18 protein-coding genes and 1 pseudogene are annotated in these 22,247 nt (G+C 64.6%); 15 read left to right on the top strand and 4 right to left on the bottom strand.

All coding sequences use genetic code 11. The features are described from left to right. Window positions 1-20: 20 nt before the first annotated feature. Entirely contained in the window at window positions 21-668 is a 648-nt protein-coding gene (locus IMZ29_RS13965) for a carbonic anhydrase (protein WP_216185032.1), read from the top strand. Between the two features lie 14 nt (window positions 669-682). Continuing rightward, window positions 683-1,321, top strand: a complete 639-nt coding sequence (gene upp, locus IMZ29_RS13960; protein ID WP_216185029.1) for a uracil phosphoribosyltransferase — start codon at window positions 683-685, stop codon at window positions 1,319-1,321. Window positions 1,322-1,382: 61 nt separating this feature from the next. Here the strand turns inward: upp and IMZ29_RS13955 are convergent, their stop codons facing one another. Beyond that, complete coding sequence (locus IMZ29_RS13955; RefSeq protein WP_216185026.1) at window positions 1,383-2,333, bottom strand: methyltransferase; 951 nt, start codon at window positions 2,331-2,333, stop codon at window positions 1,383-1,385. Between the two features lie 97 nt (window positions 2,334-2,430). Between IMZ29_RS13955 and IMZ29_RS13950 the strand changes: the two genes are divergently transcribed. Next, window positions 2,431-3,849: an iron-containing redox enzyme family protein gene (locus IMZ29_RS13950; RefSeq protein WP_371820267.1), complete on the top strand. Its 1,419-nt coding sequence runs from the start codon at window positions 2,431-2,433 to the stop codon at window positions 3,847-3,849. Window positions 3,850-3,855: 6 nt separating this feature from the next. Here IMZ29_RS13950 and IMZ29_RS13945 read toward each other — a convergent pair whose 3' ends face one another. Beyond that, on the bottom strand, window positions 3,856-4,707 hold the full coding sequence (locus IMZ29_RS13945; protein ID WP_371820272.1) for a peptidoglycan DD-metalloendopeptidase family protein: 852 nt from the start codon (window positions 4,705-4,707) through the stop codon (window positions 3,856-3,858). Window positions 4,708-4,797: 90 nt separating this feature from the next. On the opposite strand from IMZ29_RS13945, the gene IMZ29_RS13940 reads away from it, so the two are divergent. From IMZ29_RS13940 to IMZ29_RS13885, 12 genes are all read left to right on the top strand, one after another. Further along, window positions 4,798-5,286 (top strand): CinA family protein, encoded by a 489-nt coding sequence (locus tag IMZ29_RS13940; RefSeq protein ID WP_216185206.1) that lies wholly within the window; start codon window positions 4,798-4,800, stop codon window positions 5,284-5,286. Between the two features lie 65 nt (window positions 5,287-5,351). Next, entirely contained in the window at window positions 5,352-6,185 is an 834-nt protein-coding gene (gene nadE / locus IMZ29_RS13935) for an NAD(+) synthase (protein WP_216185020.1), read from the top strand. 260 nt (window positions 6,186-6,445) lie between these two features. Beyond that, window positions 6,446-8,785, top strand: coding sequence for a DUF4214 domain-containing protein (locus IMZ29_RS13930; RefSeq protein ID WP_216185017.1), 2,340 nt, complete (start codon window positions 6,446-6,448; stop codon window positions 8,783-8,785). 285 nt (window positions 8,786-9,070) lie between these two features. After that, window positions 9,071-11,818, top strand: a complete 2,748-nt coding sequence (locus tag IMZ29_RS13925) for a DUF4214 domain-containing protein (protein ID WP_216185014.1) — start codon at window positions 9,071-9,073, stop codon at window positions 11,816-11,818. 380 nt (window positions 11,819-12,198) lie between these two features. Then, on the top strand, window positions 12,199-14,112 hold the full coding sequence (locus tag IMZ29_RS13920; protein ID WP_216185011.1) for a DUF4214 domain-containing protein: 1,914 nt from the start codon (window positions 12,199-12,201) through the stop codon (window positions 14,110-14,112). 681 nt (window positions 14,113-14,793) lie between these two features. Continuing rightward, window positions 14,794-15,207, top strand: coding sequence for a hypothetical protein (locus IMZ29_RS13915; protein WP_216185008.1), 414 nt, complete (start codon window positions 14,794-14,796; stop codon window positions 15,205-15,207). Between the two features lie 39 nt (window positions 15,208-15,246). Further along, complete coding sequence (gene truA / locus IMZ29_RS13910) at window positions 15,247-16,035, top strand: tRNA pseudouridine(38-40) synthase TruA (protein WP_216185005.1); 789 nt, start codon at window positions 15,247-15,249, stop codon at window positions 16,033-16,035. Window positions 16,036-16,126: 91 nt separating this feature from the next. Next, window positions 16,127-16,792, top strand: a complete 666-nt coding sequence (locus tag IMZ29_RS13905) for a phosphoribosylanthranilate isomerase (protein ID WP_216185003.1) — start codon at window positions 16,127-16,129, stop codon at window positions 16,790-16,792. Then, complete coding sequence (gene trpB, locus IMZ29_RS13900) at window positions 16,789-17,988, top strand: tryptophan synthase subunit beta (RefSeq protein WP_216185000.1); 1,200 nt, start codon at window positions 16,789-16,791, stop codon at window positions 17,986-17,988. The genes IMZ29_RS13905 and trpB overlap by 4 nt, the downstream gene beginning before the upstream one ends. 11 nt (window positions 17,989-17,999) lie before the next feature. Continuing rightward, the gene (trpA, locus tag IMZ29_RS13895) at window positions 18,000-18,848 is read left to right on the top strand and encodes a tryptophan synthase subunit alpha (RefSeq protein WP_253207128.1); all 849 of its coding nucleotides are present in this window, start codon (window positions 18,000-18,002) and stop codon (window positions 18,846-18,848) included. A gap of 105 nt (window positions 18,849-18,953) precedes the next feature. Continuing rightward, window positions 18,954-19,829, top strand: coding sequence for an acetyl-CoA carboxylase, carboxyltransferase subunit beta (gene accD / locus IMZ29_RS13890; RefSeq protein WP_216184997.1), 876 nt, complete (start codon window positions 18,954-18,956; stop codon window positions 19,827-19,829). A gap of 123 nt (window positions 19,830-19,952) precedes the next feature. Then, on the top strand, window positions 19,953-20,612 hold the full coding sequence (locus IMZ29_RS13885) for a glutathione S-transferase family protein (RefSeq protein ID WP_216184995.1): 660 nt from the start codon (window positions 19,953-19,955) through the stop codon (window positions 20,610-20,612). A gap of 53 nt (window positions 20,613-20,665) precedes the next feature. Here IMZ29_RS13885 and IMZ29_RS13880 read toward each other — a convergent pair whose 3' ends face one another. Together IMZ29_RS13880 and IMZ29_RS13875 are read right to left on the bottom strand one after the other, a co-directional pair. Beyond that, on the bottom strand, window positions 20,666-21,649 hold the full coding sequence (locus IMZ29_RS13880; protein ID WP_216184993.1) for a Bug family tripartite tricarboxylate transporter substrate binding protein: 984 nt from the start codon (window positions 21,647-21,649) through the stop codon (window positions 20,666-20,668). Between the two features lie 280 nt (window positions 21,650-21,929). After that, window positions 21,930-22,247, bottom strand: a pseudogene (locus tag IMZ29_RS13875) (ribonuclease E/G); the annotation flags it as partial.

The raw sequence follows: 22,247 nt of genomic DNA, 5'->3' as shown, positions 1-22,247 counted from the left end.
GCTTCGCGCGCCTCGTCTCTATGTTTCCTGATCGACTCGTTCAAGGCTATCGCACCTTCCTCGATGGCCGTTTCCCTGGTGAGCGCGCGCGCTACGAGGCGCTTGCCGAAGTTGGCCAAAGCCCCGAAGTCATGGTCATCGGCTGCTGTGACTCGCGCGTGTCGCCCGAGGTCATCTTCGATGCCGGCCCCGGCGAGCTCTTCGTCGTTCGCAACGTGGCCAATCTCGTGCCGCCCTGCGAGGACGACAAGTTGAGCCTGCACGGCACGAGCGCGGCTATCCAGTTCGCGGTCGAAGTCCTGAAGGTCAAGCACATCGTCGTCATGGGCCACGCCCTGTGCGGTGGCGTGCGCGCCGTCGCCGAGGCCCGCCTGCCGGTGTCGCCCGACGATTTCATCGGCCGCTGGATGTCCCAGGTGCGCCATGTGGCCGAAGGCCTTGGCGATACCGGCCCGGATTTCACCGCGCGCCTGCGCAAGCTGGAACTCGCAGTCGTGGAGCACAGCGTGCAGCAGTTGCTCACCTTCCCATTTGTCCGCGCGCGCGTCGATGCGGGCGAGCTGACCCTGCATGGTGCCTATTTCGGCGTGGCCACCGGCCGCCTGCTCATCCGTGATCCGCAGTCGGGCGAATTCCGTCCCTGCGTGAGCGACGCTGCCATTCCCTGACCCGCGAACTCGCCATGTCCGTTCACGAAATCCGTCATCCCCTGATCCGTCACAAGCTTGGCCTGATGCGTCAGGCCAGCCTGTCCACCAAGAGCTTTCGCGAGCTCGCCCAGGAAATCGCTGCGCTGCTCACCTACGAGGCTGCCAAGGATCTGCCGCTCGAGCCCAGCGAGGTCGACGGCTGGAGCGGCCCCACGCAGGTCGAGCGTCTTGCGGGCAAGAAGATCACCGTCGTGCCGATCCTGCGTGCCGGTATCGGCATGCTGGACGGGGTGCTCAGCCTGATCCCCGGGGCCCGCGTCAGTGTGGTGGGCATTGCCCGCGACGAGGAAACCCTGCAGGCACAGACGTACCTCGAGCGTCTCGTGAGTGAGCTCGACCAGCGCCAGGCGCTGATCGTGGACCCCATGCTGGCCACGGGCGGCTCGATGGTCGCCACGATCGATCTGCTCAAGCAAGCAGGTTGCAAGGAAATCCGGGCGCTGGTGCTGGTGGCTGCCCCCGAAGGCATCCGTCGCGTCACCGAGGCGCACCCTGACGTCTCGATCTATACGGCGTCGATCGACGAGCGCCTGAACGAGGACGGCTACATCATGCCGGGCCTGGGCGACGCGGGCGACCGCATCTTTGGTACCAAGCAGAAAGGGCACTGAGCCCGGCGGTGCCCGCGCGGGACGCGCTGGCATGGCGTCCCGCGGGGCGGCCTCGGATCGGTCAATGCCCGTGTGGCGCTGTCACCGTCAGGGTGACGGCCGCAATGCGGTCGACGTCGGCATAGGCCGGCGTCTCCAGTTCCTCGCCGAAAACATCGGGATCCATCTCGGCGTACTGCCAGGCCACGTCCTGGCTGTCGAGCAAGGGTTGCAAAGCTTCGCGCAAAGGGTCCTTGCCGCCCACCATGGCAGCACCGGTGTAGAGCAGCAATTGGCCACCAGGCGCGAGTCGGCGCATGCCGTCGCGAACGATCCGCAGGGACAAGGCTTCGCCGAGCGCGCCACCACCGTGCCGGTAGGCGCGACCCGCAGCGTCATTCAGGTAGGGCGGATTGGCCACGATGAGGTCGAACTCGCCCGGCACCTCTGTCAGCAGATTGCTAATCGCCGTGTGCACGTGGGGTACGTCGGCTTGTCGGGCGTTGACCTCGGCCAGCGCCAGCGCCGCGGGATTGATGTCGGTCGCCCACACCTCAGCCTCGGCATGCGCGCGTGCGACGAGGATGGCGCCAGGGGCGCCGCCACAGCACACTTCGATCGCGCGCCGTACGGGCGCGCGGCGCGTGGCAAGCACATGCTGGATGGCGCGCGCGAAACGATAGGTGTCAGGGCCGAAGAACACGGCATTGGCCGCATCCGTCGGGTAGGCCGAATGCCAGAACGTCAGGTCATCCAGACATGACAGACGCAACCGGCTGCGCCAGGCGCCATCGCTCGGCAAGAGGACTTGAGCCCTGGCCATGGCTGCGAAGAGCTCGGCTGACAGCGAATCCTTCAGAAAAGGCCGGCTCCAGCCGAAGACGTCCGCGGCATTGCGGGCGAACGTATTGCCAGGCCGACCATTGACCCGGGCGTGCGTGGCCGGTGTGACCGTGGTGTGGGTATAGCCTTCCTCGCGAAGCAGTGAGGCAAGTTCGACGAGGGCAGCGGAATTCTCGGTCAAGGTCGTCATCGGTGGTGATGGGGGCTATCGACATCAGCAATTGTCGGGCCCCGGCGGGAACAGGGCTTGCGCTTACGAAAGTCCCTCCTGTCCATGGCAGATTCCCGTGAATCCCGACGTCTACTTGCAGCCGCCGCGTGTGGCCCAGGCCCCCGGCGAGGCGCAAACCCTCTACGATACCCTGCTGCGTCCCCAGCCCGCGCCGGCGGCTATCGCGCAAGCGCACGCCTGGCTGGACGACCGGCTGGCCGAAGCGGATCTGCTGGATTGCGATCTGCCCAGCGATCCGGCAGATCTGCCGGCATGGCTTGCCCGACGCAATGCTGCAGTCGGCGAGCAGTACACCGCCTACCTGGCCGAACGCCAGGCAGGAGGGCCACGCCGCTACTTCTCCAATCGCGCGCATGCGCTCTTCTTCCTGCGTGGTGTGGCCCCCACCAAGCGAGTGGATGGCGCCTGGCTCTATGGGCTGTCCCGTCATTGGCAGGACGTGCGTTATGCCGGGCTCATCACGACGTATCTCGAAGAGCTGGGCGAGGGCGATGCACGTGCCAATCACGTGGCGATGTACGAGCGCCTGCTCGCCGAACACGGTTGCGACGCCATCGAGGGGCTCACGGATGAGCAGTATGTGCAGGGCGCGATCCAGCTTGCGCTGGCGCACGGCGCCGACTGTTATCTGCCCGAGGTCATCGGCTTCAATCTGGGCTATGAGCAGCTTCCGCTGCATCTGCTCATCACGGCCTACGAATTCAATGAACTGGGCCTGGATCCGTACTACTTCACCGTGCATGTCACGGGCGACAACGCGCACAGCGGACATGCGCGCAAGGCCATGGACAGCGTGCGCCAGCTGTGGCCTGTGCTGGAGGACGGCGACACGTTTGCACAGCGTCTGCGCCGCGGCTATCTGCTCAATGATCTGGGTGCTGGCACGCTGGACGTGATTCACAGCTTCGATCTCGAGACCGAGTTGTGCCGCATCCTCGCGGACAAGAGCGCGTGGGGCCGCCACGCCCACTCGGATTACTGCCGCATCGAGGGCCGCACGGTCAACGACTGGCTGCAAGATCCGACGCAAGCCAGAGGACTGCTGCAGGCCCTCGAGAAGTCAGGCTGGCTGCGCCGGGGCGCCCCACCCGAGGAGAGCCGCTTCTGGAAGCTGCTGCAGAGCGAGCGCGGGGAAATGTTCGGGGTCTTCAGTGGCTATGAGCAGCAGGTGCTCGCCGACTGGATCGCCGATGGCCGCGTGCCCGAGGGCAAGGGTCAGCGCCGCCTGACCTTCCGGGCGAGCCGGCGGCTGCGCGACACCCTGCTGCCTTCGGCGAGCGCCTTGGGCGAGTCGCCTGCGAACGACGACATCGTGGATGGCGACATCGCCCTGCTGCGCGCGCGGCTCGAGAAGGCGAAGAGCCGGGCCGATGTCATGGCAGAACTGGTGCCTCTCATTGGCCCCGCTACGCACGCCACGCCCGTGGGCCTACTCGCCACGCGGCAGTTCAACCGCCTGCACCGTACGGCGTGACCGCGGTCAGGGCTTGTACGCGTCGATGAAGATCGAAGGGTCGACGCGCACGTCGTTAAGGCTCACGTTCCAGTGCAGGTGAGGGCCCGTGGCGCGCCCGGTGGCCCCTACCTTGCCGAGCACGCCGCCGCGGGCCAGCGTGTCGCCCACCTTGACGTCGATTACCGACAGGTGGCAGAACATGCTGATCAGCCCCTGCCCGTGGTCGACGAACACCGTCTTGCCGTTGAAGAAGTAATCGCCGACGAGGATCACGCGGCCAGCGGCCGGCGCCTTGATCGGGGTGCCCGTGGGCACGGCGAAATCCAGCCCTGAATGCGGATTGCGGGGCTGACCATTGAACACGCGGCGCAGGCCGAACGGGCTCGAAAGACGGCCGTCGACGGGCCGATCCAGGAACACATTGCTGGGCGTGCCCGGCGTGAACGTGCGATAGGCCGCCTGCTGCTCAGCGAGTTCGCGTTCGATGCGCCGTGTGTCGTCCGGATTGGGCGTCACCTGCCGCTGGTTCGCAAGCTTGATGTGCTGCTCGGCATAGTGACGCGTACCGACGTCGAACTCGATCCGTGGCGTGCTCCCGCCGGTGACCTGCAGCGTCTGGTTGCCGCGGGTGGTGTCCAGCGGAATCCCGACCACAGCGATCCAGCGCTCGCCGTCGCGCAGCACCATCACGGGCTTGCCCTGGAAAGTGGCCCGGGGCGGCTGGCCCGGGTTGCCCAGGTCCACGACGGCAACCCCGCCCGGCACGCGGCGGTCGAGCAGGCGCTCGATGAAGGTGTTGGCGTGGGCAGTGCCCAGGGCGCACAGCGTAACGACGAGTAGAAAGAGACGGCGCATGAGGACGGATGGGTAAGAGATCATGGCTGGCATCGTACAGGATGGGGCGCACACGCCCAGGGCATGCCCTTTGCACGAGGCGACCCCGTGTTCACAGCTTGGGAAGCCGCCATGTCGCCCGAACAGTCGCTTGTCGATTTCATGCAGGAGAACGAACTGCTGCTGGTCACGGCCGAATCCTGCACCGCCGGCCTGATCGCCTCCACCCTGGCCGAGGTGCCCGGGGCAGGGCAGTTGCTGGATTGCGCGTTCGTCGTCTATTCCCCTGAGGCCAAGCAGCGGTGCCTCGCCGTGCGTGCCGAGACCATCGAGCGTGCCGGCTTGACCAGTGAAGACGTGGCGCGCGAGATGGCCATCGGCGCTCTCGCGGCGAGTCGCGCCAATGTGGCCGTCGCCAACACGGGCGTGGCCGACGATGGTGCTGATGGCGTCGCGCCCGGCACGCAATGCTTTGCCTGGGCCTATCAGTGCGGCGATGACCCGGCCGTGGTGCACGTGGAAACCCGGCGTTTTCCCGGCGACCGCCATGCAGTGCGCGAGGCCGCCGCTGCCTACGCCTTGTCCCGTATTCCGTTCTACTATGGCGCGAAGCGCCCTTGAACCCCCGGCCACGGCCCGCGCGGGGCGGGCCTGCCATCCAACATCATCGAAGGGAGTGATTTCGTATGTCTGCCGATCAGCAACTCGCCCAACAACGGGAGATCGCACGCGTACTGGGCGTGAGCGATGCATTCGATGCCGCCGCCGAAGTCGAGCGCCGTGTGGCGTTCCTCGCGGATTACCTGCGCAGCAGCGGCCTGCAGACCTATGTGCTCGGCATCAGCGGCGGCGTGGATTCCCTCACCGCCGGCTGCCTGGCCCAGCGTGCCGTGGAGCGCATCCGCGAGCAGGGCGGCCAGGCCCAGTTCATCGCCATGCGCCTGCCTTACGGCGTGCAGGCCGATGAGGACGAGGCGCAGGCCTCGCTCCAGGTGATCCGGCCTGATCGGGTCGTGACCGTGAACATCAAGCCCGCCGCCGATGGCATGCTCGAAGCCGTCAAGACCGGCGACGTGGCCTTTCGCGATCCCGGCCATGAAGATTTCGCACACGGCAACATCAAGGCGCGCCAGCGCATGGTGGCGCAGTACGCCGTGGCCGCTGCCCATAACGGCATCGTGATCGGCACCGATCACGCGGCGGAAGCCCTGATGGGCTTCTTCACCAAGTTTGGCGATGGGGCGGCCGATGTAGTGCCGCTCTCGGGGCTGAACAAGCGCCGCGTGCGCGCGTGCGCTGCCTTGCTGGGCGCCCCGGACAACCTGGTGAACAAGGTGCCCACGGCCGATCTCGAATCCCTGTCGCCGCAGAAGCCCGACGAAGCGGCGTTTGGGGTGACGTATGAAGAGATCGACGACTTCCTCGAGGGCAAGGCTGTGAGTGCGAAATCTGCCGAGATCATCCTGCGCACGTATCGGAACAGTCAGCACAAGCGCGAGCTGCCAGTGGGGCCTGTGTAAGCAGGTCTTCCTGGATTTTCGCGGGTAAGAAACAAGGGTTTTCCTTAACCCGCTAGTCTTTCCCAGGGAGGACCTTAAATGTACCTAAAAAGTACTAATCCCCTTGGTTCCAAGGGGTAACTTTCAGGAAATACGTGGCTGCAATTTAAACATGGGGATTGTGATCGCCATCACATCGAATCTCGTTGGGGCAACGATAGTATCCATCGTTGTACCGTCCCTTTGACGGACAGCTGACTCACCCCACGGAGATTTCGAACATGGCAAGCGTCTCGGTCGAACAAGCCCGCGAAGATGTTGCGTCGCTCTTTTTGTCCTACATGAAGCGAGCGCCCGAGTTCCAGGCGATGAGCTACTACGTTGGCGTCTACAACCAGCTGCTGGCCGATCAGGGTGAAGACCCTGCCGCCCAGCAGAACGCCTTCAAGGCACTGGCCGCCACTATCTACACGGATGCCTCCGGTTTCGGCGAAGTGCCGACCGGCCCCGCGTTCTCCAACGATCAATATGTGGACTGGATCTACGAGAATGCGCTGGGTCGCGAGGCCGATGCCGCAGGTCGCGAGTATTGGATCGCCCAGCTGGATAGTGGCTCGATCGAACGTCCCGCGCTGGTAGGTATCATCCTGCGAGCTGCCGAGAGCGATGAACGCGATGCTGCATACGTGGCAAATCGCACTGAGGTAGCGCTAGAGTTCGCCAAGTTCGAAAACTCCAATCCGAACCTGCTGCCCAACCTTGAGTTCAACGCCGCCCAGGTTCTGGAGGGCGTGACGGATGATCCGGCGTCGGTCGATGCCGCCCTGCAAAAGCTGTATGCCACAACGGGTGGCGGCGAGAGCTTCACGTTGACGCCGGGTACCGACAATCTGACCGGCACCAGTGGCGATGACGTCTTCAACGCCACGCCGGTGGATCCGACCAACAGCCAGCCTGCTGACACGCTCAACCAGTTCGATACGGTGGACGGTGGACTTGGCCGTGACACGCTGAATATCTACACCGATGGCGCGGGCAAGAATTCAGTCCAGCAAGGCACGGTGCGTAACGTAGAGGTCATCAACATCTACAACACCGATGAGGAAACCGATGGTGCTCTCTTCGGCCTGAAGGATGGCACCGGGGTGAACGCTGCAGGCTTCCAGGGAGCTGAGGAAGTCTGGCAGTACAACCGTGCCGATACGGTGAATAACCTCGGCGCCAATACTGCCGCGGGCTTTGGCAATCTTACGGCCGCTGAGACGCTGACCGTCAACGCCGCCGCAGCGACCGCGACGGTGGCGTTCGACAACGTGGTCGCCAATGATGAAGGGTCGGTGGATCTGTCGGTGGCAGGTGGCTCCCTCAACCAAGTGACGATTGCTGGCGAGCTTGCGGCGGTGGAGGATGGCGAGGATGCTCCCTACGTCTCGCTGACGGTGAACAACAGTGGAACAGGAAATGTTGGGACTTTTACACTGAATTCCGCTGTTGACGCGCGCATTGAGTCGATCGACGGTAACGGCGTGACTGCCGTCAATGCCGCTGGCTCCACCGGCGACATCTGGTATGAGATGGGCGACGGTGTGAAGAGCTTCACCGGCGGCTCTGGCGACGATCGCATCGTATTTGAGGATCGGGCGCTGTCGCTGTCCGACTCCGTTGATGGCGGCGAAGGCACTGACACCGTCGTGCTCTCGACTGGTGGCCAATACCAGACGCAAGACTATCTCGCGCTCGGTAACGTGAGCAACGTCGAGCAGCTCGCGTTCAAGGGGGCCGAAGTGTCTGTGGACGCTGCTCAGCTGACCGGGTTTGATTCTCTCTGGTTCGAGGGTTCTGGTACGGCCACCGTTCAGAACTTGGCCGATGGTCAGGCGATCTACGTGGCTCAGTACGACAACGGCGATGATGCTGCGACCAACCCCGAAACCCTGGTCCTGAGCAATGCCGCGGGCGCGGTGAATCTGAACGTCGATCTGCCGGGTGCCGTCGAAGAAAGTGAGGACACGCCGGCCCAGGCAGAGGTGACGTTGAACCTCGAGGTTGATGCCGCCGCCGTCGGCGCTGAAGATGGCACCTTGACTGTGACCGGGGAGTCTGGCCGCCTGTCCCTCAATAACGACATTGGCGGTAAGTTCTCGACCATCGACGTTTCTGATTTCGCTGGCAACCTGACGGTTGGCCTGGCCACGGATGTGGCAGAGACGGTGACGCTGGGTTCCGGCAGTGCCGCCATCTATCTTGACTACGGTTCGTCGACCGTTGGCGCGCTGGATACGATTGAGAACTTCAAGGTCGAGAGCGATAGTGGTCTTGTGGACCAGCTGTATTTCGAGGACGATGCAGAAGGCGCCACCTTGGCTGACCACACGCTGGCATCTGGGGTGAGCACGCTGGATCAGGCTTGGGCGGATGCGGCAGCAGCTTACGCCAATGAAGGGTTCGATGCCGACGTGCTGGTGTTCACGTTCCAAGGCGATACCTACCTGTACGCAGATGCGAACAGCGACGGCCGCTTTGACAACGAGGACTTCGGTCTGAAGCTGGCTGGTGAGTTCACGGCAGAGCAACTGCAGCAGGATGCGCCTGAGCAGCCTACCGATCTTCAGCTTGTGTAAGGTATCGATCAGGGTTGGTTGACGTAGTACAGCGGGCGCCTTCAGGGCGCCCGCTTTTTTGTGACCAAAACGTTACAGTTGCGCGTCGTTTTTATGCTTAGCAACATCGTTTGTTCTTGCTCACAGGCTCGAATTGCGAAAACTTGCGCGGGAAGCAACTAATTGACGTTTTTGTGATGCAGGTCACAGCTTCAGTTTTACAACTTCCGTAGTATTCCTCAGCGCTAATGCGCTCAGATTCCTGCTTTGTGTATCACAAGGCATCTACTACGGAGTTTTCCCCACATGGCTATCATCGACACCGTCGACGCACGTGAAGACGTTGCTGTACTGTTCCTGTCGTACCTCGGTCGCGCGCCCGAGTATCAGGCGATGAACTACTACGTCACGCTGTACAAGCAGCTGGGCGTCGAGCAAGGTGATGACCCCGCCGCCGTGCAAAACGCCTTCAAGGCACTGTCGGCTCAGATCTTCATTGACGCCGGCACCGTGGGCGAAATCCCCTCGGGCGAATCGGTCACGAACGGCGAGTACGTCGACTGGATCTACCAAAACGTGCTGGGCCGTGCCGCCGATGAGGCCGGCCGTGCTTACTGGATCGCCCAACTGGACAACGGTTCGATCGACCGCGCTGAGCTGGTCGGCATCGTGATCGCCTCTGCCTATGACGACGAGCGCGACGGTGCGTACCTGACGAACCGCACGACGGTCGCTCTGGAATTCGCCAAGTTCGAAAACTCCAATCCGCAGATCCTGGGGAACCTAGAGTTCAACGCTGCCCAGGTGCTGGACGGCGTGAACGAAGACCCGGCCTCCATCGACGCTGCGCTGGCGAAACTGTCGAGCGCCACGGGTGGCGGTCAAAGCTTCTTCCTGACCCCGGGCGTGGACAAGCTCGTGGGCACGGCTGGCGATGACGTGTTCAACGCGCTGCCGGTCAACCCGGCCACGGGTGAGCCCTCGCAGACCCTTGGTGCCTTCGATTCCATCGACGGTGGCGCCGGCCGCGACACGCTGAACATCTACTCGGGTGCGGCTACCGACAACGTTCTGCCTGCCAACGTCAGCATCAAGAACATCGAAGTCATCAATCTCTTCAACACCGCTACGCAAGAGTTCAATACCGGCGGTGGTCAGCTGGACGCTTCCAAGTTCACCGGCGTGCAGGAACTGTGGCAACACGGCGCCGCCGTTGACGTCGCGAACCTGGCTGACACCACGGCTGCTGGCTTCAAGAACCTCGAAGGCGACACCACTGTCGATGTCAGCGCTGCTGAGGCCGCCACGACCGTTGCCGTGATCGTTGACGGTGTCGACGGCGACATCTCCCTCGACGTCAATGCTGGTAAGGCCACGACCGTCGTCGCCGATTTCAGCAATGTCGAAGGCGAAGCCGATCTGGATATCGACAGCGATACCGTGATTGGCGTGGAAGCTTCCTTCACGAACGTGGAATACGCAGACGTCTCGCTGGAAGGCAAGGCACTCGACAACGTGGCCATTGAGCTGTCGAACGTCGAGAACGCTGACATCTACGCCGGTGGCGAGAAGGTGTCGAGCGTGCTGGTGACCGGTGAACTGGCCGCCGTCGAAGAGGGCGAGGAAGAGAACGAAATCGAGCTGTACGTTGAAACCGACGTCCAGACGCTGACTGTCACGACGCAAGTTAATACGTATCTGGACGTTGACGCTTACTCCGAAGGCAGCAAGCTGGACACCGTCGACGCCTCGACCAGCACGGGTGACATCTTCTTCGTAGCCGAAGGCAACGTGAAGAACGTTTCTACGGGCGCAGGTGACGACACGATCATCGTGGATCGTGCTGGCGCAACCACCGTCAGCTCTGGTGCTGGTGACGACACCATCGTGTTCGATCGCACGCTGGTCTCGGGTGACCGTGTGAACGGCGGCGAAGGTTTCGATACCCTCGTACTGAATACCCAAGCTCGTCTGGTGTCGGCTGGTGAGTACAACATCCTGAAGGCCGGCGTGACGAACATCGATAACCTCGTGTTCGACAACGCAGTGGATGTGGATGCTTCGCGCCTGTCTTCGTTCAGCCAGCTGACGTTTGTTGGCGATGACGGCGTTGACGAAGATACCGCTGCAGTTTCGACGGTGACGAAGGCTTCCGCCACGCAGACCCTGGTGACCGAGCAAGACCTGGTTGTTACGGCAGCCGGCTACGTTGAAGGCAGTGCTTTCGGCGGCGCGGTGTCGATCGAGGTGGCTGAGGGTGCCGAGGCCGACATTCTCGCGAACGCATCGGTAGTCAATCTGAGCCTGGAAGACTCCGCAGCACGTCTGGGCGGTGACTTCGAAGTTGCCAATGTCGACTTGGTTACCAATTGGCCGGAAGAAGGCGATGACGACAGCGAGTTCGAGCCGTCGTATTTCGTCCTGCTGTCTGCTGACGCCGAGAATCTCACGACGCTGACGGTTTCGGGCTCGGGCTCAGTGATCGTGTTCAACGGCTTCTCGACCGGCGAAGAGGGTGATCTTGACGACGCCGTGCTGGCACCTTCCGCGTTGGTCACGATCGACGTGTCTGGCCTGGACGAGCAGAGCGCATTCCAGTATCTGTCGGCCAATGCTGAAGAAGAGACCATTACGCTGGGTGCAGGCTACTCGCAGGTTGGCCTTGCCAACTCGACGGTTGGTGCCATGGACTCGGTGTCGGGCCTGAAGCTGATGGACTTCGATGCCGCAGAAGATGACGACGCCGAGGAAACGCCGTTCGACATGCTCGTGGTCGGCTACGTCGACACCGAAGCAGGCGACGGGTTCGACGCCTTCGTCCAACTGAGCAGCTTCGAAGTCACGACTGTCTCCGATACGGACGACCTGGGTCTGGCGCTGGTTGAGGTTGCCGCCAAAGAAGGCGACCAGTTTGTGTTCACCTTCGGTGGCGATACCTATGTGTACGCCAACCTTGGTGAAGCCACGCTGGACGACTCCGATGTGTTGGTCAAGATCGTGGGTCAAGTTGACCTGAACGACTTGGTGGCTACGCTGAATCAAGTTGAGGTCTAAGTTGTACCGACGTCGATGATGCTACGGCGTGGTTTGAAATCGCTGTAGCGTTCGGTAGATAAGCCCCGAGGCTTTTAGTCTCGGGGCTTTCTTCATTTCAGGAATGGCTTTCTCTTCAGCTAGCGCAGCAATCGGAAAATACAAATTCTCATGAATATTACAAAAGTAACGCTAACTCGGTGATCATCATCGTGATCATGGGTACGCAGCTTTGGTACCAGTAGACGATGGCTGTATGCCGTATTAGCGTGGATGAATCTAGGAAAATGTGACCGCCGTCACTGCAATCTCTCAGAATCTTCAGTAGTATTTCGTAGCGCTTTGTGCGCGTGAATACTGATCTCGTGTGTCACGAGAAGACCCTACGGAGTTTTGCCCAAATGGCTATCATCGATACTGTCGACGCTCGCGAAGACGTTGCAGTGCTGTTCCTGTCCTACCTCGGCCGCGCCCCTGAATATCAGGCGATGAACTTCTACGTCACGCTGTACAAGCAGCTGGCTGCTGCTCAAGGTGACAACCCCGCCGCTGAAGAAAATGCATTCAAGGCGCTGTCGGCCCAGATCTACCTGGATGCTGGCAACGTGGGCGAGATCCCCTCCGGTGAGTCGGTGACGGACGCAGAATACGTCGACTGGATCTACCAGAACGTGCTGGGTCGCGCCGCTGATGAAGGTGGCCGTGCTTACTGGATCGCTCAGCTGGGCAACGGGTCCATCGACCGCGCTGAGCTGGTTGGTATCGTGATCGCCTCCGCTGCGGCTGACGAGCGCGATGGCGCTTACCTGGCAAACCGCACCACGGTCGCTCTGGAATTCGCCAAGTTCGAAAACTCCAACCCGCAAATCCTGCCGACGCTCGAATTCAATGCTGCCCAAGTCCTGGACGGCGTGAACGAAGATCCGGCCTCGATCGACGCCGCCAAGGAAAAGCTGTCTGATGCCACGAATGGCGGCCAGACCTTCTTCCTGACCCCGGGCGTGGACAAGCTGGTCGGCACCGCCGGCAACGACGTGTTCAATGCACTGCCGATCGATCCGGCAACGGGCGACAAGAAGCCGACGCTGGGTGCATTCGACTCCATCGACGGTGGTGCTGGCCGTGACACGGTGAACATCTACACGGGTGCCACAGCAAACAACCAACTGCCCGCCAACGTTTCGATCAAGAACATCGAAGTCATCAACCTGTACAACGCCAACAGCGGTGCGTTCACCACCGGCGGCTCTTCGCTCGACGCCTCGAAGTTCGTCGGCGTGGAAGAACTGTGGCAACATGGCAAAGCCGTCAACGTGACGGCTCTGGCCGAGACCACGGTGGCTGGCTTCAAGAACCTCGTGGGCGAGGCTGAAGTCACGGTTGCCGCCGCTGCTGCTGCCACGACCGTGGGCGTGAAGGTCGACGGCGCCGATGACGACGTCGTAGTGACGATCACTGCTGCCAAGGCCACGACCGCTGTCGCCGAGTTCAGCAACATCGAAGGCGCTGCCGCTATTCAGATCGAAGGCGACACGTTCGTAGGTGTTGAAGCTTCGTTCGACAACGTCGAAGAGGGCGTGACCGCTGAGTTCGGTGGCAAGGCTCTGGACAACGTTGCTCTGGACTTCAACAACGTTGACGGCCAAGTCATGGTGGTGGCCGCAGGCAAGGTGCTGGGCAACGTCTTCATCACCGGCGAACTGGCCCAAGTCGAGGAAGGCGAAGAAGCCAACGAAATTATTCTCTCGATTGGCACGGACGTGGAAACGTTCAACCTTTCGACCGAGATCGCGACCGGCCTGCGCGTGCGTGACTTGGCTGATTCCACCGCCACCACCAAAGTCAAGACCATCGACGCCTCGACCAGCACGGGTGACATCACCGTGACCGCCGAAGGCTCGATCAAGACCATTTCCACCGGTGCTGGCGACGACACGATCACCGTTGACGAAGAGACGAAGGCAGTCACCATCAATTCGGGCGCTGGCGACGACACGATCGCCTTTGAACGCACCCTGCTTGCTGGCGACCGTGTTAACGGCGGCGAAGGTTTCGACACCCTCGTCATCGAAACGGAAGCGGCCTTGGTCTCGGCTGGCGAGTACAACATCCTGAAGTCGGGGACGAGCGCGCAGCGACGCAGCGGGCGCTCACCGATGCGCAATCGCGCGTGGGCGAGCTCGAATCCACGTTGGCGGACATGCGCCGTCTGCTGGAGCGTCAGAACGAGACCCTCGCCCGTTTGCAAGGACAAAGCGGCACGGCCTCGGCCAGCGCCGCCGCTGCTGGCGGCGCGACGGCCCAGGGTGCGGTGACCCCGGGTGGACAGACGGGCGCTGGCTCGGGGACATCCGCAACCGAGGCGGCACAGGCACCCGGAGCCGGTGGTGCCGCAGGGGCGGCGACCGCAGCGGGCGATGCAACAGTCGCTGGCTCGGCGGGGCAGGGCACCGCCGCCGGTGGTGCGGGCGCCGCGAGCGCGGCAGGCGGCACAGGGGCAGATGTCTCGGGTGCTGTGGGCAATACTGGTGTTTCGAGTGCGCCGGGCGCGACTGGGTCCACGGGCGCCGCAGCCCAGGCGGGTGCCGCAGGCGCCACGAGCAACGGGGCTGCCACCGCGGGCTCGACCGAACCCGGTCAGGCGGGGCGGGCAACGGGTACCGCGGGAGCCACGGCGTCCAATGGATCTGCGGGGGAGCCTCAGGCCGGCACCTCAGCACCTGCGGGCGCGAATGGCGCAACGGGAGATCGCAGCGCGGCCGCAGGCGGTGGTGCCTCGGGCGCGGCGTCGACCGGATCGAGCGCGACCAACGTCGGGGCCGGAAACGCCGCGGGGCCGACCACGTCGGGTGGCAAGCGCCGCGGGCGCTGCTGACGTTGCAACGGGACCTACCGCGAGCAGCGCCACGGCCACCAACGCCGCCGGCGGCGCAGCCGCTGGTGCCGCGTCCGGCAACGCCGGGGGTTCGCCAGGCGGTAACGCCGCGACATCGGCCTTGGGCAACGCGACCAGCGCCCCGAATGGCAACGCGCCCTCGACGCCGGCCGGTGCTGCCGGTGGCAATGGGGCCGCAAGCCCGGGCACGGGAGACACCCGTCTCCAGGCGGCCACCGGCACCGGTCCCTCGGCACCCGGTGCGGCAAGCCCCACGCCGCAGGCTGGCGCGCCTGCAGGCACCGTGACGGCGCCGGCCGAGCCGCACTGGCTCGACCGCTACTTCTGGCCGGTCGTCGTGCTCTCGCTGGCTTTCGTGGTGGCCGTGCTCGCCTTTGTCTTCCGACGTCGGCGTCCACCGCACGAAGCCGAGCCCGTCGAGCGACCGCTGCCGGTGGATTTCGACCTCGACCTGAACTCCCCGCCCAGCGATGAACCCGCGAAGTCCCGACCGAAGCCGCCGAATGCACCGTAATGGGACGATGACCCTCGCCGCCGTCCGAGGGCATATCGCATGACGCGCATGGCATTGGGGGTGGCCTACGACGGCGCACCCTGGCTGGGCTGGCAGACGCAGCCGGGTGGAAGGACTGTGCAGGACACGCTGGAGGCGGCGCTGGCCGCTTTCGTGGGCTCACCCGTGCCCACGGTGTGCGCGGGTCGCACGGACACCGGCGTGCACGCCGCCATGCAGGTGGTCCATCTGGATTCGCCCGTGGTGCGGCCCGATCACGCCTGGGTGCGCGGTCTCAACGCGCACCTGCCCCCGTCGATCGCGGTGCGTTGGGCCAGGCCCGTACCCGACGATTTCCACGCCCGGTTCAGCGCGACGGCGCGCAGCTACGTCTATGTGCTGCGGGTCGATCCGGTGCGCTCGCCGCATTGGGTGCAGCGTGCCGGCTGGAGCTTTCGGCCGTTGGATCTGGGGGCCATGCAGGCCGCCGGCGCCAGCCTGCTCGGCGAGCACGACTTCACGAGTTTTCGCTCGTCGCAGTGCCAGGCGGCATCGCCCGTGCGCACGATGCACGCACTCGAGATCGCCCAGCGCGGCCGCTTCATCACCGTGACCCTGCGCGCCAACGCCTTCCTGCACCACATGGTGCGCAACATCCTGGGGTGTCTCGTCTACGTGGGGCAGGGGCGGCACCCGCCCGAGTGGATGGCCGAGGTGCTCGCCGCCCGCAACCGGGCCGTCGCTGCCCCGACCTTCGCACCGGGCGGGCTCTATCTCACCGCGGTCGAGTATCCGGGCTTCGACCTGCCGGATTTGGACGCCACGGCGGAAATCCGCGACAATCTTTAGCTTTTCCTGCCGCGGCGCATGCCTCGGCCGGCCGTCGCGCCGGGCACCCTTGCCTTGCGCCATAGCCCGGGCGCATGCCCCGTCCCTGCCTATGTCCCGCACCCGAATCAAATTCTGCGGCTTCACCCGCGAGGCGGACGTCGACGCCGCCGTGGCACTGGGCGCCGATGCCGTGGGCCTCGTCTTCTACCCGCCCAGCAAGCGCTGCCTGACCCTGGAGACTGCAGCGCGCCTGCGCGCGCGCGTGCCGCCCTTCGTGAGCGTGGTGGCGCTCACGGTGAACGCGAGCCCTGCCGAGCTCCAGGCCATCATTGATGCCGTCCGCCCGGACATGCTGCAGTTCCACGGGGACGAAACGCCGGATCAGTGCACCGTTCACGGCCTGCCGTACCTGCGGGCGTTTCGCGTGGGCGCGCCAGGGTTGGACACGCCTGCGGCTTTGCTAGAATCGTGTCTGGTCCACGAGGCCGCCGCCGGTTGGCTGTTCGACAGCTATTCTCCCGGTTACGGTGGCAGTGGCAGGAGCTTCGATTGGTCCTCGCTTGCCAACGTCGCCCGCAGCGAAAGCGCGCGTCCGCTCGTTTTGTCTGGTGGGTTGCATGCCGAAAGGGTTTCCCAAGCCCTGGCTGACGTTCGCCCCTACGCCGTGGATGTGAGCAGCGGCGTTGAACTCGAGCCCGGCGTCAAATGCGCCGGGAAGATGCGACAGTTTGCCGAGGAAGTGCGGCGCTTCGACGCCGCGCGCAAAGACACATGACTGCATACCAATACCCTGATGCCAAGGGCCATTTCGGCCCCTATGGCGGCACCTTCGTGGCCGAGACGCTCGTCCATGCCCTGGACGAGCTGAACGCGGCCTATGACCGCTATCGCAACGATCCGGAATTCGTGGCCGAGTTCGAATATGAACTCGCGCACTTCGTGGGCCGCCCGAGCCCGCTGTATCACGCCCGACGCTGGTCCTCCGAGCTGGGCGGCGCCCAGATCTGGTTCAAGCGCGAAGACCTGAACCACACCGGCGCGCACAAGGTCAACAACTGCATTGGTCAGGCCCTGCTCGCCCGTCGCATGGGCAAGCCGCGGGTCATCGCCGAGACCGGCGCGGGCCAGCACGGCGTGGCCACGGCCACCGTGGCAGCGCGCTACGGTCTGGAGTGCGTCATCTACATGGGCAGCGAGGACGTGCGCCGCCAGTCGGCCAATGTCTACCGCATGAAGCTTCTGGGCGCGACGGTGGTGCCGGTCGAATCCGGCTCGCGCACCCTGAAGGACGCCATGAACGAAGCCATGCGCGACTGGGTGACCAACGTCGAGAACACCTTCTACATCATCGGCACGGTGGCGGGCCCGCACCCGTATCCGATGCTGGTGCGGGATTTCCAGACCGTGATCGGCCGCGAGTGCATCGAGCAGATGCCGCGCGACGCCGGCCGTCAGCCCGACGTCGTCGTGGCGGCGGTGGGTGGCGGCTCCAACGCCTTGGGCATCTTCCATCCGTACATCGGGTTCGATGAGGTCGCGCTCGTGGGCGTCGAAGCCGGTGGGCACGGGATCGCGAGCGGCCAGCACGCCGCCTCGATCACGGGCGGCCAGGTGGGGGTGCTGCACGGCAACCGCACCTATCTGCTGCAGGACGCCAACGGCCAGATCCAGGAAACGCACTCGGTGTCGGCCGGGCTGGATTACCCCGGCGTCGGCCCCGAGCACGCCTGGCTGGCGGACTCCGGTCGTGCCACCTATGTGACGGTCACGGACGACGAGGCGCTCGCGGCCTTTCATGGCTGCTGCCGCATCGAAGGCATCATGCCCGCGCTCGAGTCGGCCCATGCCATCGCGCATGCCGTGCGTCTGGCGCCCACGCTCGACAAGGACAAGATCATTCTGGTCAACCTGTCCGGTCGTGGCGACAAGGACATGCACACCGTCGCTGAGCGCGCCGGTCTGGACCTGTGAGGAGCGCCGCCATGACTGTGAACGCTTCTGCCCGTCTCGCGGCTGCCTTCGCCGACAAGGCCACGCGCACCGCCCTGATTCCTTACGTGATGGCCGGTGACCCCGGTCCAGACGCCACCGTGCCCGTCATGCATGCGCTGGTCGCTGCCGGTGCCGACGTCATCGAGCTTGGCGTGCCGTTCTCCGATCCGATGGCCGATGGCCCGGTAATCCAGGCCGCGGCCGAGCGCGCCCTGGCGGGCGGCACGTCGCTGCGCGACGTGCTCGGCATGGTCGCCGAGTTCCGCCGCACGGATACCCGCACGCCCGTGGTGTTGATGGGCTATGCCAACCCGATCGAGCGCATGGGCGCCGAGGCCTTTGCGCGCGCGGCGGGCGAGGCCGGCGTCGATGGCGTGCTGACGGTGGATTACCCGCCCGAGGAAGTCGCCGACTTCGCCCGTCTCCTGGGCGAGGCGGGCATCGATCCGATCTTCCTGCTTGCACCCACGTCCACCGATGCGCGCATCGTGGCCGTGGCCGAGGTGGCACGCGGCTATGTGTACTATGTCTCGCTCAAGGGCGTGACGGGTGCCGGCCACCTGGATGCGGCCGACGTCGCTCGCAACATTGCGCGCATTCGTCAGCACGTGCAGCTGCCGGTGGGTGTGGGTTTCGGCATCCGCGACGCGGCGAGCGCCGTGGCGCTGGCCGAGCATGCGGATGCCGTCGTGATCGGCTCACGTCTGGTCGACACCATTGCTCAGGCCGCGGCGGCCGCAGGGGAGTCTGACCGGGCCAAGGCCAGTGCACGCGCCGCCGAAGACTGGCTGCGCACCATTCGCCAGGCGTTGGACGCTGCCTCTACCACAACGGCGTGAATCGACGTCGCTGCCTGAAGCGACTATGATGCACCCCCCAGCCGGCGCCCCATTGCGCGGCGCCGCTGGGCTTCGCCTCTACGTATCGGAAAGGATCTCTACATCGTGAGCTGGCTCGAAAAACTGCTTCCGCCACGCATCAAGACGTCGGAAACCCAGACCCAGCGCCGGGTTCCCGAGGGCCTCTGGACGAAATGCCCGTCGTGCGAATCCGTGTTGTACCAGGACGACCTGCGCAAGAATCTGCAGGTGTGCCCCAAGTGCGATCACCATCTGCGCATCAACGCACGTGATCGGCTGGATTCCTTGCTCGACCGCGAAGGCCGCGTCGAAATTGGCGGTGAGATCACGCCGGTCGACACGCTGAAGTTCAAGGACACCAAGAAGTATCCGGACCGTCTGAAGGAAGCCGCGGCCCAGACAGGCGAGTCCGAAGCGCTCGTGGTGATGAGCGGGTCGGTGCGCGGCATGTCGCTCGTGGCCGCTGCCTTCGAATTCCAGTTCATGGGCGGCTCGATGGGCTCGGTGGTGGGTGAGCGCTTTGCGCGGGGCGTGCAGGCGGCCATCGATCAGCGCACGCCTTTCATCTGCTTTGCCGCCTCGGGCGGTGCGCGCATGCAGGAAAGCCTGCTCTCGCTCATGCAGATGGCCAAGACCAACGCCATGCTCGCTCAGCTCGCCAAGCACCAGCTGCCGTTCATCAGCGTGCTTACCGATCCGACCATGGGTGGCGTGTCCGCCAGCTTTGCGTTCGTGGGTGATGTGGTGATCGCCGAGCCCAAGGCACTGGTGGGTTTTGCCGGCCCGCGCGTGATCGAGCAGACCGTGCGCGAGAAGCTCCCGGAAGGCTTCCAGCGCGCGGAGTTCCTGCTGCAGAAGGGCGCCGTGGACATGATCGTCGATCGTCGGCGCATGCGCGACGAGATCGCCCAGCTGCTGGCGCTGCTCACGCGCCTGCCCGCCGAAGCCGTCGTCTCCTGATACGCCTTCGGAGCGCCGCCACGGCGCTCCGGGGCGTGTCCTCAACCCGTATTGCCTGCTAGCATCCGTCCAGAGGCGGCGCCATCTGCGCGCCGCACGACAACGATGATTCAGGAGACACGCGTGTTGAAGCTCTACGGTTTCTGCATCAGCAACTACTACAACAAGATCAAGTTGGCGCTGCTGGAAAAAGGCGTGCCCTTCGAGGAAGTGTTTGTACGCCCCTCGCAGGAGGCCGACGTCCTGCAGCACTCGCCGCTCGGCAAGGTGCCGTATCTCGTCACCGACGCGGGCGCGCTGTCCGAATCCCACCCGATCGCCGAGTATCTCGAGGATGCCTTTCCCGACGTCCCGCTGATGCCAGCCGATCCGTTCGCGCGCGCCAAGTGCCGTGAGCTGATCCAGTATCTGGAACTGCACATCGAGTTGGTCGCCCGACGTCTGTACCCGCAGGCCTACTTCGGTGCGCCGGCCGATCCGCTCGTGAATGCCGAGGTGAAGCCATTGCTCACCCGCAACCTGAACCGGCTGAAGGCGCTGGTGCGCTTCGATCCCTATATCGGCGGTGATACGTTCACGCAGGCCGATTGCGCGGCCTGGGTGCATTTGCCGCTCGTGGCGCGCGCCACGCAGCAGGTCTTCGGCGAGGATCTCGTGGCGGCCGCGCTGGGTGGCGATACGGTGCGCGACTATCTGACCCGTATCGGCGAGCGCCCGCACGCGCGGCGCGTCGCGGACGATCGCAAGCGCGAGATCAAGGCGGCAGCCCCCAAGGCGGTCTGAGCGCCGGTGCGAGCGAGGCCGGTGCTGCCTCACTCGCCGTCCTGACTACCGACTCACTCGACCTTCGTGCCCGTGGCCTTCACGATCTCGCCGTAGCGCGCGAGATCCTTCTCGATGAGGGCCCCGAACTCGGCTGGGGTGCTGCCGCGCGGCACGAAGCCCGCATTGGCGAAGCGCTGCCGAACATCCGGATCCTTCACCACCTCGGCCAGTTCGCGCGACATGCGATCGACGATGGGCTGCGGCGTGCCTGCCGGCGCCAGCAAGCCGACCCAGGAGTTCATCACGAAGTCCTTCACGCCCTGTTCGACGAGCGTGGGCACCTCGGGCGCCACTTGCCAGCGCTCCGCCGACGCGAGCCCCAGCACTTTGAGCTCACCCTTTTTGGCGTAGGGCATGGGCACGATGGCCGGATCGAAGACCATCGACAGTTGGCCGCCCAGCAGATCCGTGAGGATCGGCGCGCTGCCTTTGTAGGGGATGTGCGTCATCTCCAGGCCGTTGACCAGGGCGAAGTTGGCACCGGTCATGTGCGCGCTCGAGCCCGTGCCGCTGGAGGCGTAGGTGAGCTTGCCGGGGTTCTTGCGGCCGTACTCGATCAGGTCGTTGACCGAATTCACTGGCAGATTGCGGTTCACGAAGAGAAAGAGCGGCAGATCCGCCAGGTGCGAGACGGGCGTGAAATCTTCCTGCTTGTACTGCAAGGGGTAGAGGTGAGGATTGACCGTGTAGGCGGCGAGCACGGTGACGAACGTGTAGCCGTCCGGCTTGGCGCGGGCTGCCTGGGCCGTTCCGACCAGGCTGTTCGCCCCGGGGCGGTTCTCCACGACGATGGGCTGGCCCAGCCGCTCGGCGAGCTTCTGCATGACGATGCGCGTGACCGCGTCCGTCGAGCCGGCCGGGGTGTAGGGCACGATCACCTGGATCTGATGGTCGGGCCAGGCATCGGCAGGCTGCGCGACGGCGGCAGGCAGGGCGATCGCTAGGCCGACGGCGAGCGAAAGGGTGTGGGGGGCGAAGCGCGAGAGCAGGCGCATGATGTCTCCTGGAGGCTTTGTGAGTGCAGCACACGGCGAGGTGTGCCTGCGCAGGATGGTAGCCCGCGCAGACGGCCATGCAGCCGGCCGAGAGAAATGAGCCGTTCGCACTGCGGACAGGCAAAGCTCGTTCCGCTGACTGCATACTGGGCGCCGCCTGCCCCCGCACACGTCGGGACGGCATGACGTGCGCAGCATTGACGTCCAGAACGACAAACCCCCGCACGAGGCGGGGGTTTGTCGTTGACGCGGCCCGGTCGCCCAGGCCTGCGTTCGGGCATCAGCCCTCGCGCTGCGTCTCCACCTGCACCATCGGCTCCGTGTTCACGGCGGCGGCGGGCTTGCGCTCGCGACCCAGCCGGGGAGCGACGTTCGCGCCGGCGATGTCCGCCTGCACGGCGGCCAGACGCTGCGTGTCCGTCTGCACCCACTCCATGCCCGCGGCGTTCACCACGGCCTGGAGATCCGCCGGCGCGGCAACGGGCGCCTGCGGGCGCGTCGCCGGTTCGGCCGGGTGCGTGTCGGCATGCGGCACGGCCTCGGGCGGCGCCACCGTATCGGCAGGCGACACGGCCGGCGTCACCGGTGCAGTCACCGG

The sequence above is a fragment of the Verticiella alkaliphila genome (assembly GCF_018904615.1).
In the GTDB taxonomy this organism is placed as follows: domain Bacteria; phylum Pseudomonadota; class Gammaproteobacteria; order Burkholderiales; family Burkholderiaceae_B; genus Verticiella; species Verticiella alkaliphila.
The sequence above is the reverse complement of the archived record's forward strand: the minus strand, read 5'-3'. Positions and strand labels throughout refer to the sequence as shown.

Coding starts and splice junctions, on each gene's coding strand:
- IMZ29_RS13965 (WP_216185032.1), top strand. CDS start 21: ATGTTTCCTGATCGACTCGTTCAAGGCTATCGCACCTTCCTCGATGGC.
- upp (WP_216185029.1), top strand. CDS start 683: ATGTCCGTTCACGAAATCCGTCATCCCCTGATCCGTCACAAGCTTGGC.
- IMZ29_RS13955 (WP_216185026.1), bottom strand. CDS start 2,333: ATGACGACCTTGACCGAGAATTCCGCTGCCCTCGTCGAACTTGCCTCA.
- IMZ29_RS13940 (WP_216185206.1), top strand. CDS start 4,798: ATGTCGCCCGAACAGTCGCTTGTCGATTTCATGCAGGAGAACGAACTG.
- nadE (WP_216185020.1), top strand. CDS start 5,352: ATGTCTGCCGATCAGCAACTCGCCCAACAACGGGAGATCGCACGCGTA.
- IMZ29_RS13930 (WP_216185017.1), top strand. CDS start 6,446: ATGGCAAGCGTCTCGGTCGAACAAGCCCGCGAAGATGTTGCGTCGCTC.
- IMZ29_RS13925 (WP_216185014.1), top strand. CDS start 9,071: ATGGCTATCATCGACACCGTCGACGCACGTGAAGACGTTGCTGTACTG.
- IMZ29_RS13920 (WP_216185011.1), top strand. CDS start 12,199: ATGGCTATCATCGATACTGTCGACGCTCGCGAAGACGTTGCAGTGCTG.
- truA (WP_216185005.1), top strand. CDS start 15,247: ATGACGCGCATGGCATTGGGGGTGGCCTACGACGGCGCACCCTGGCTG.
- IMZ29_RS13905 (WP_216185003.1), top strand. CDS start 16,127: ATGTCCCGCACCCGAATCAAATTCTGCGGCTTCACCCGCGAGGCGGAC.
- trpB (WP_216185000.1), top strand. CDS start 16,789: ATGACTGCATACCAATACCCTGATGCCAAGGGCCATTTCGGCCCCTAT.
- trpA (WP_253207128.1), top strand. CDS start 18,000: ATGACTGTGAACGCTTCTGCCCGTCTCGCGGCTGCCTTCGCCGACAAG.
- IMZ29_RS13880 (WP_216184993.1), bottom strand. CDS start 21,649: ATGCGCCTGCTCTCGCGCTTCGCCCCCCACACCCTTTCGCTCGCCGTC.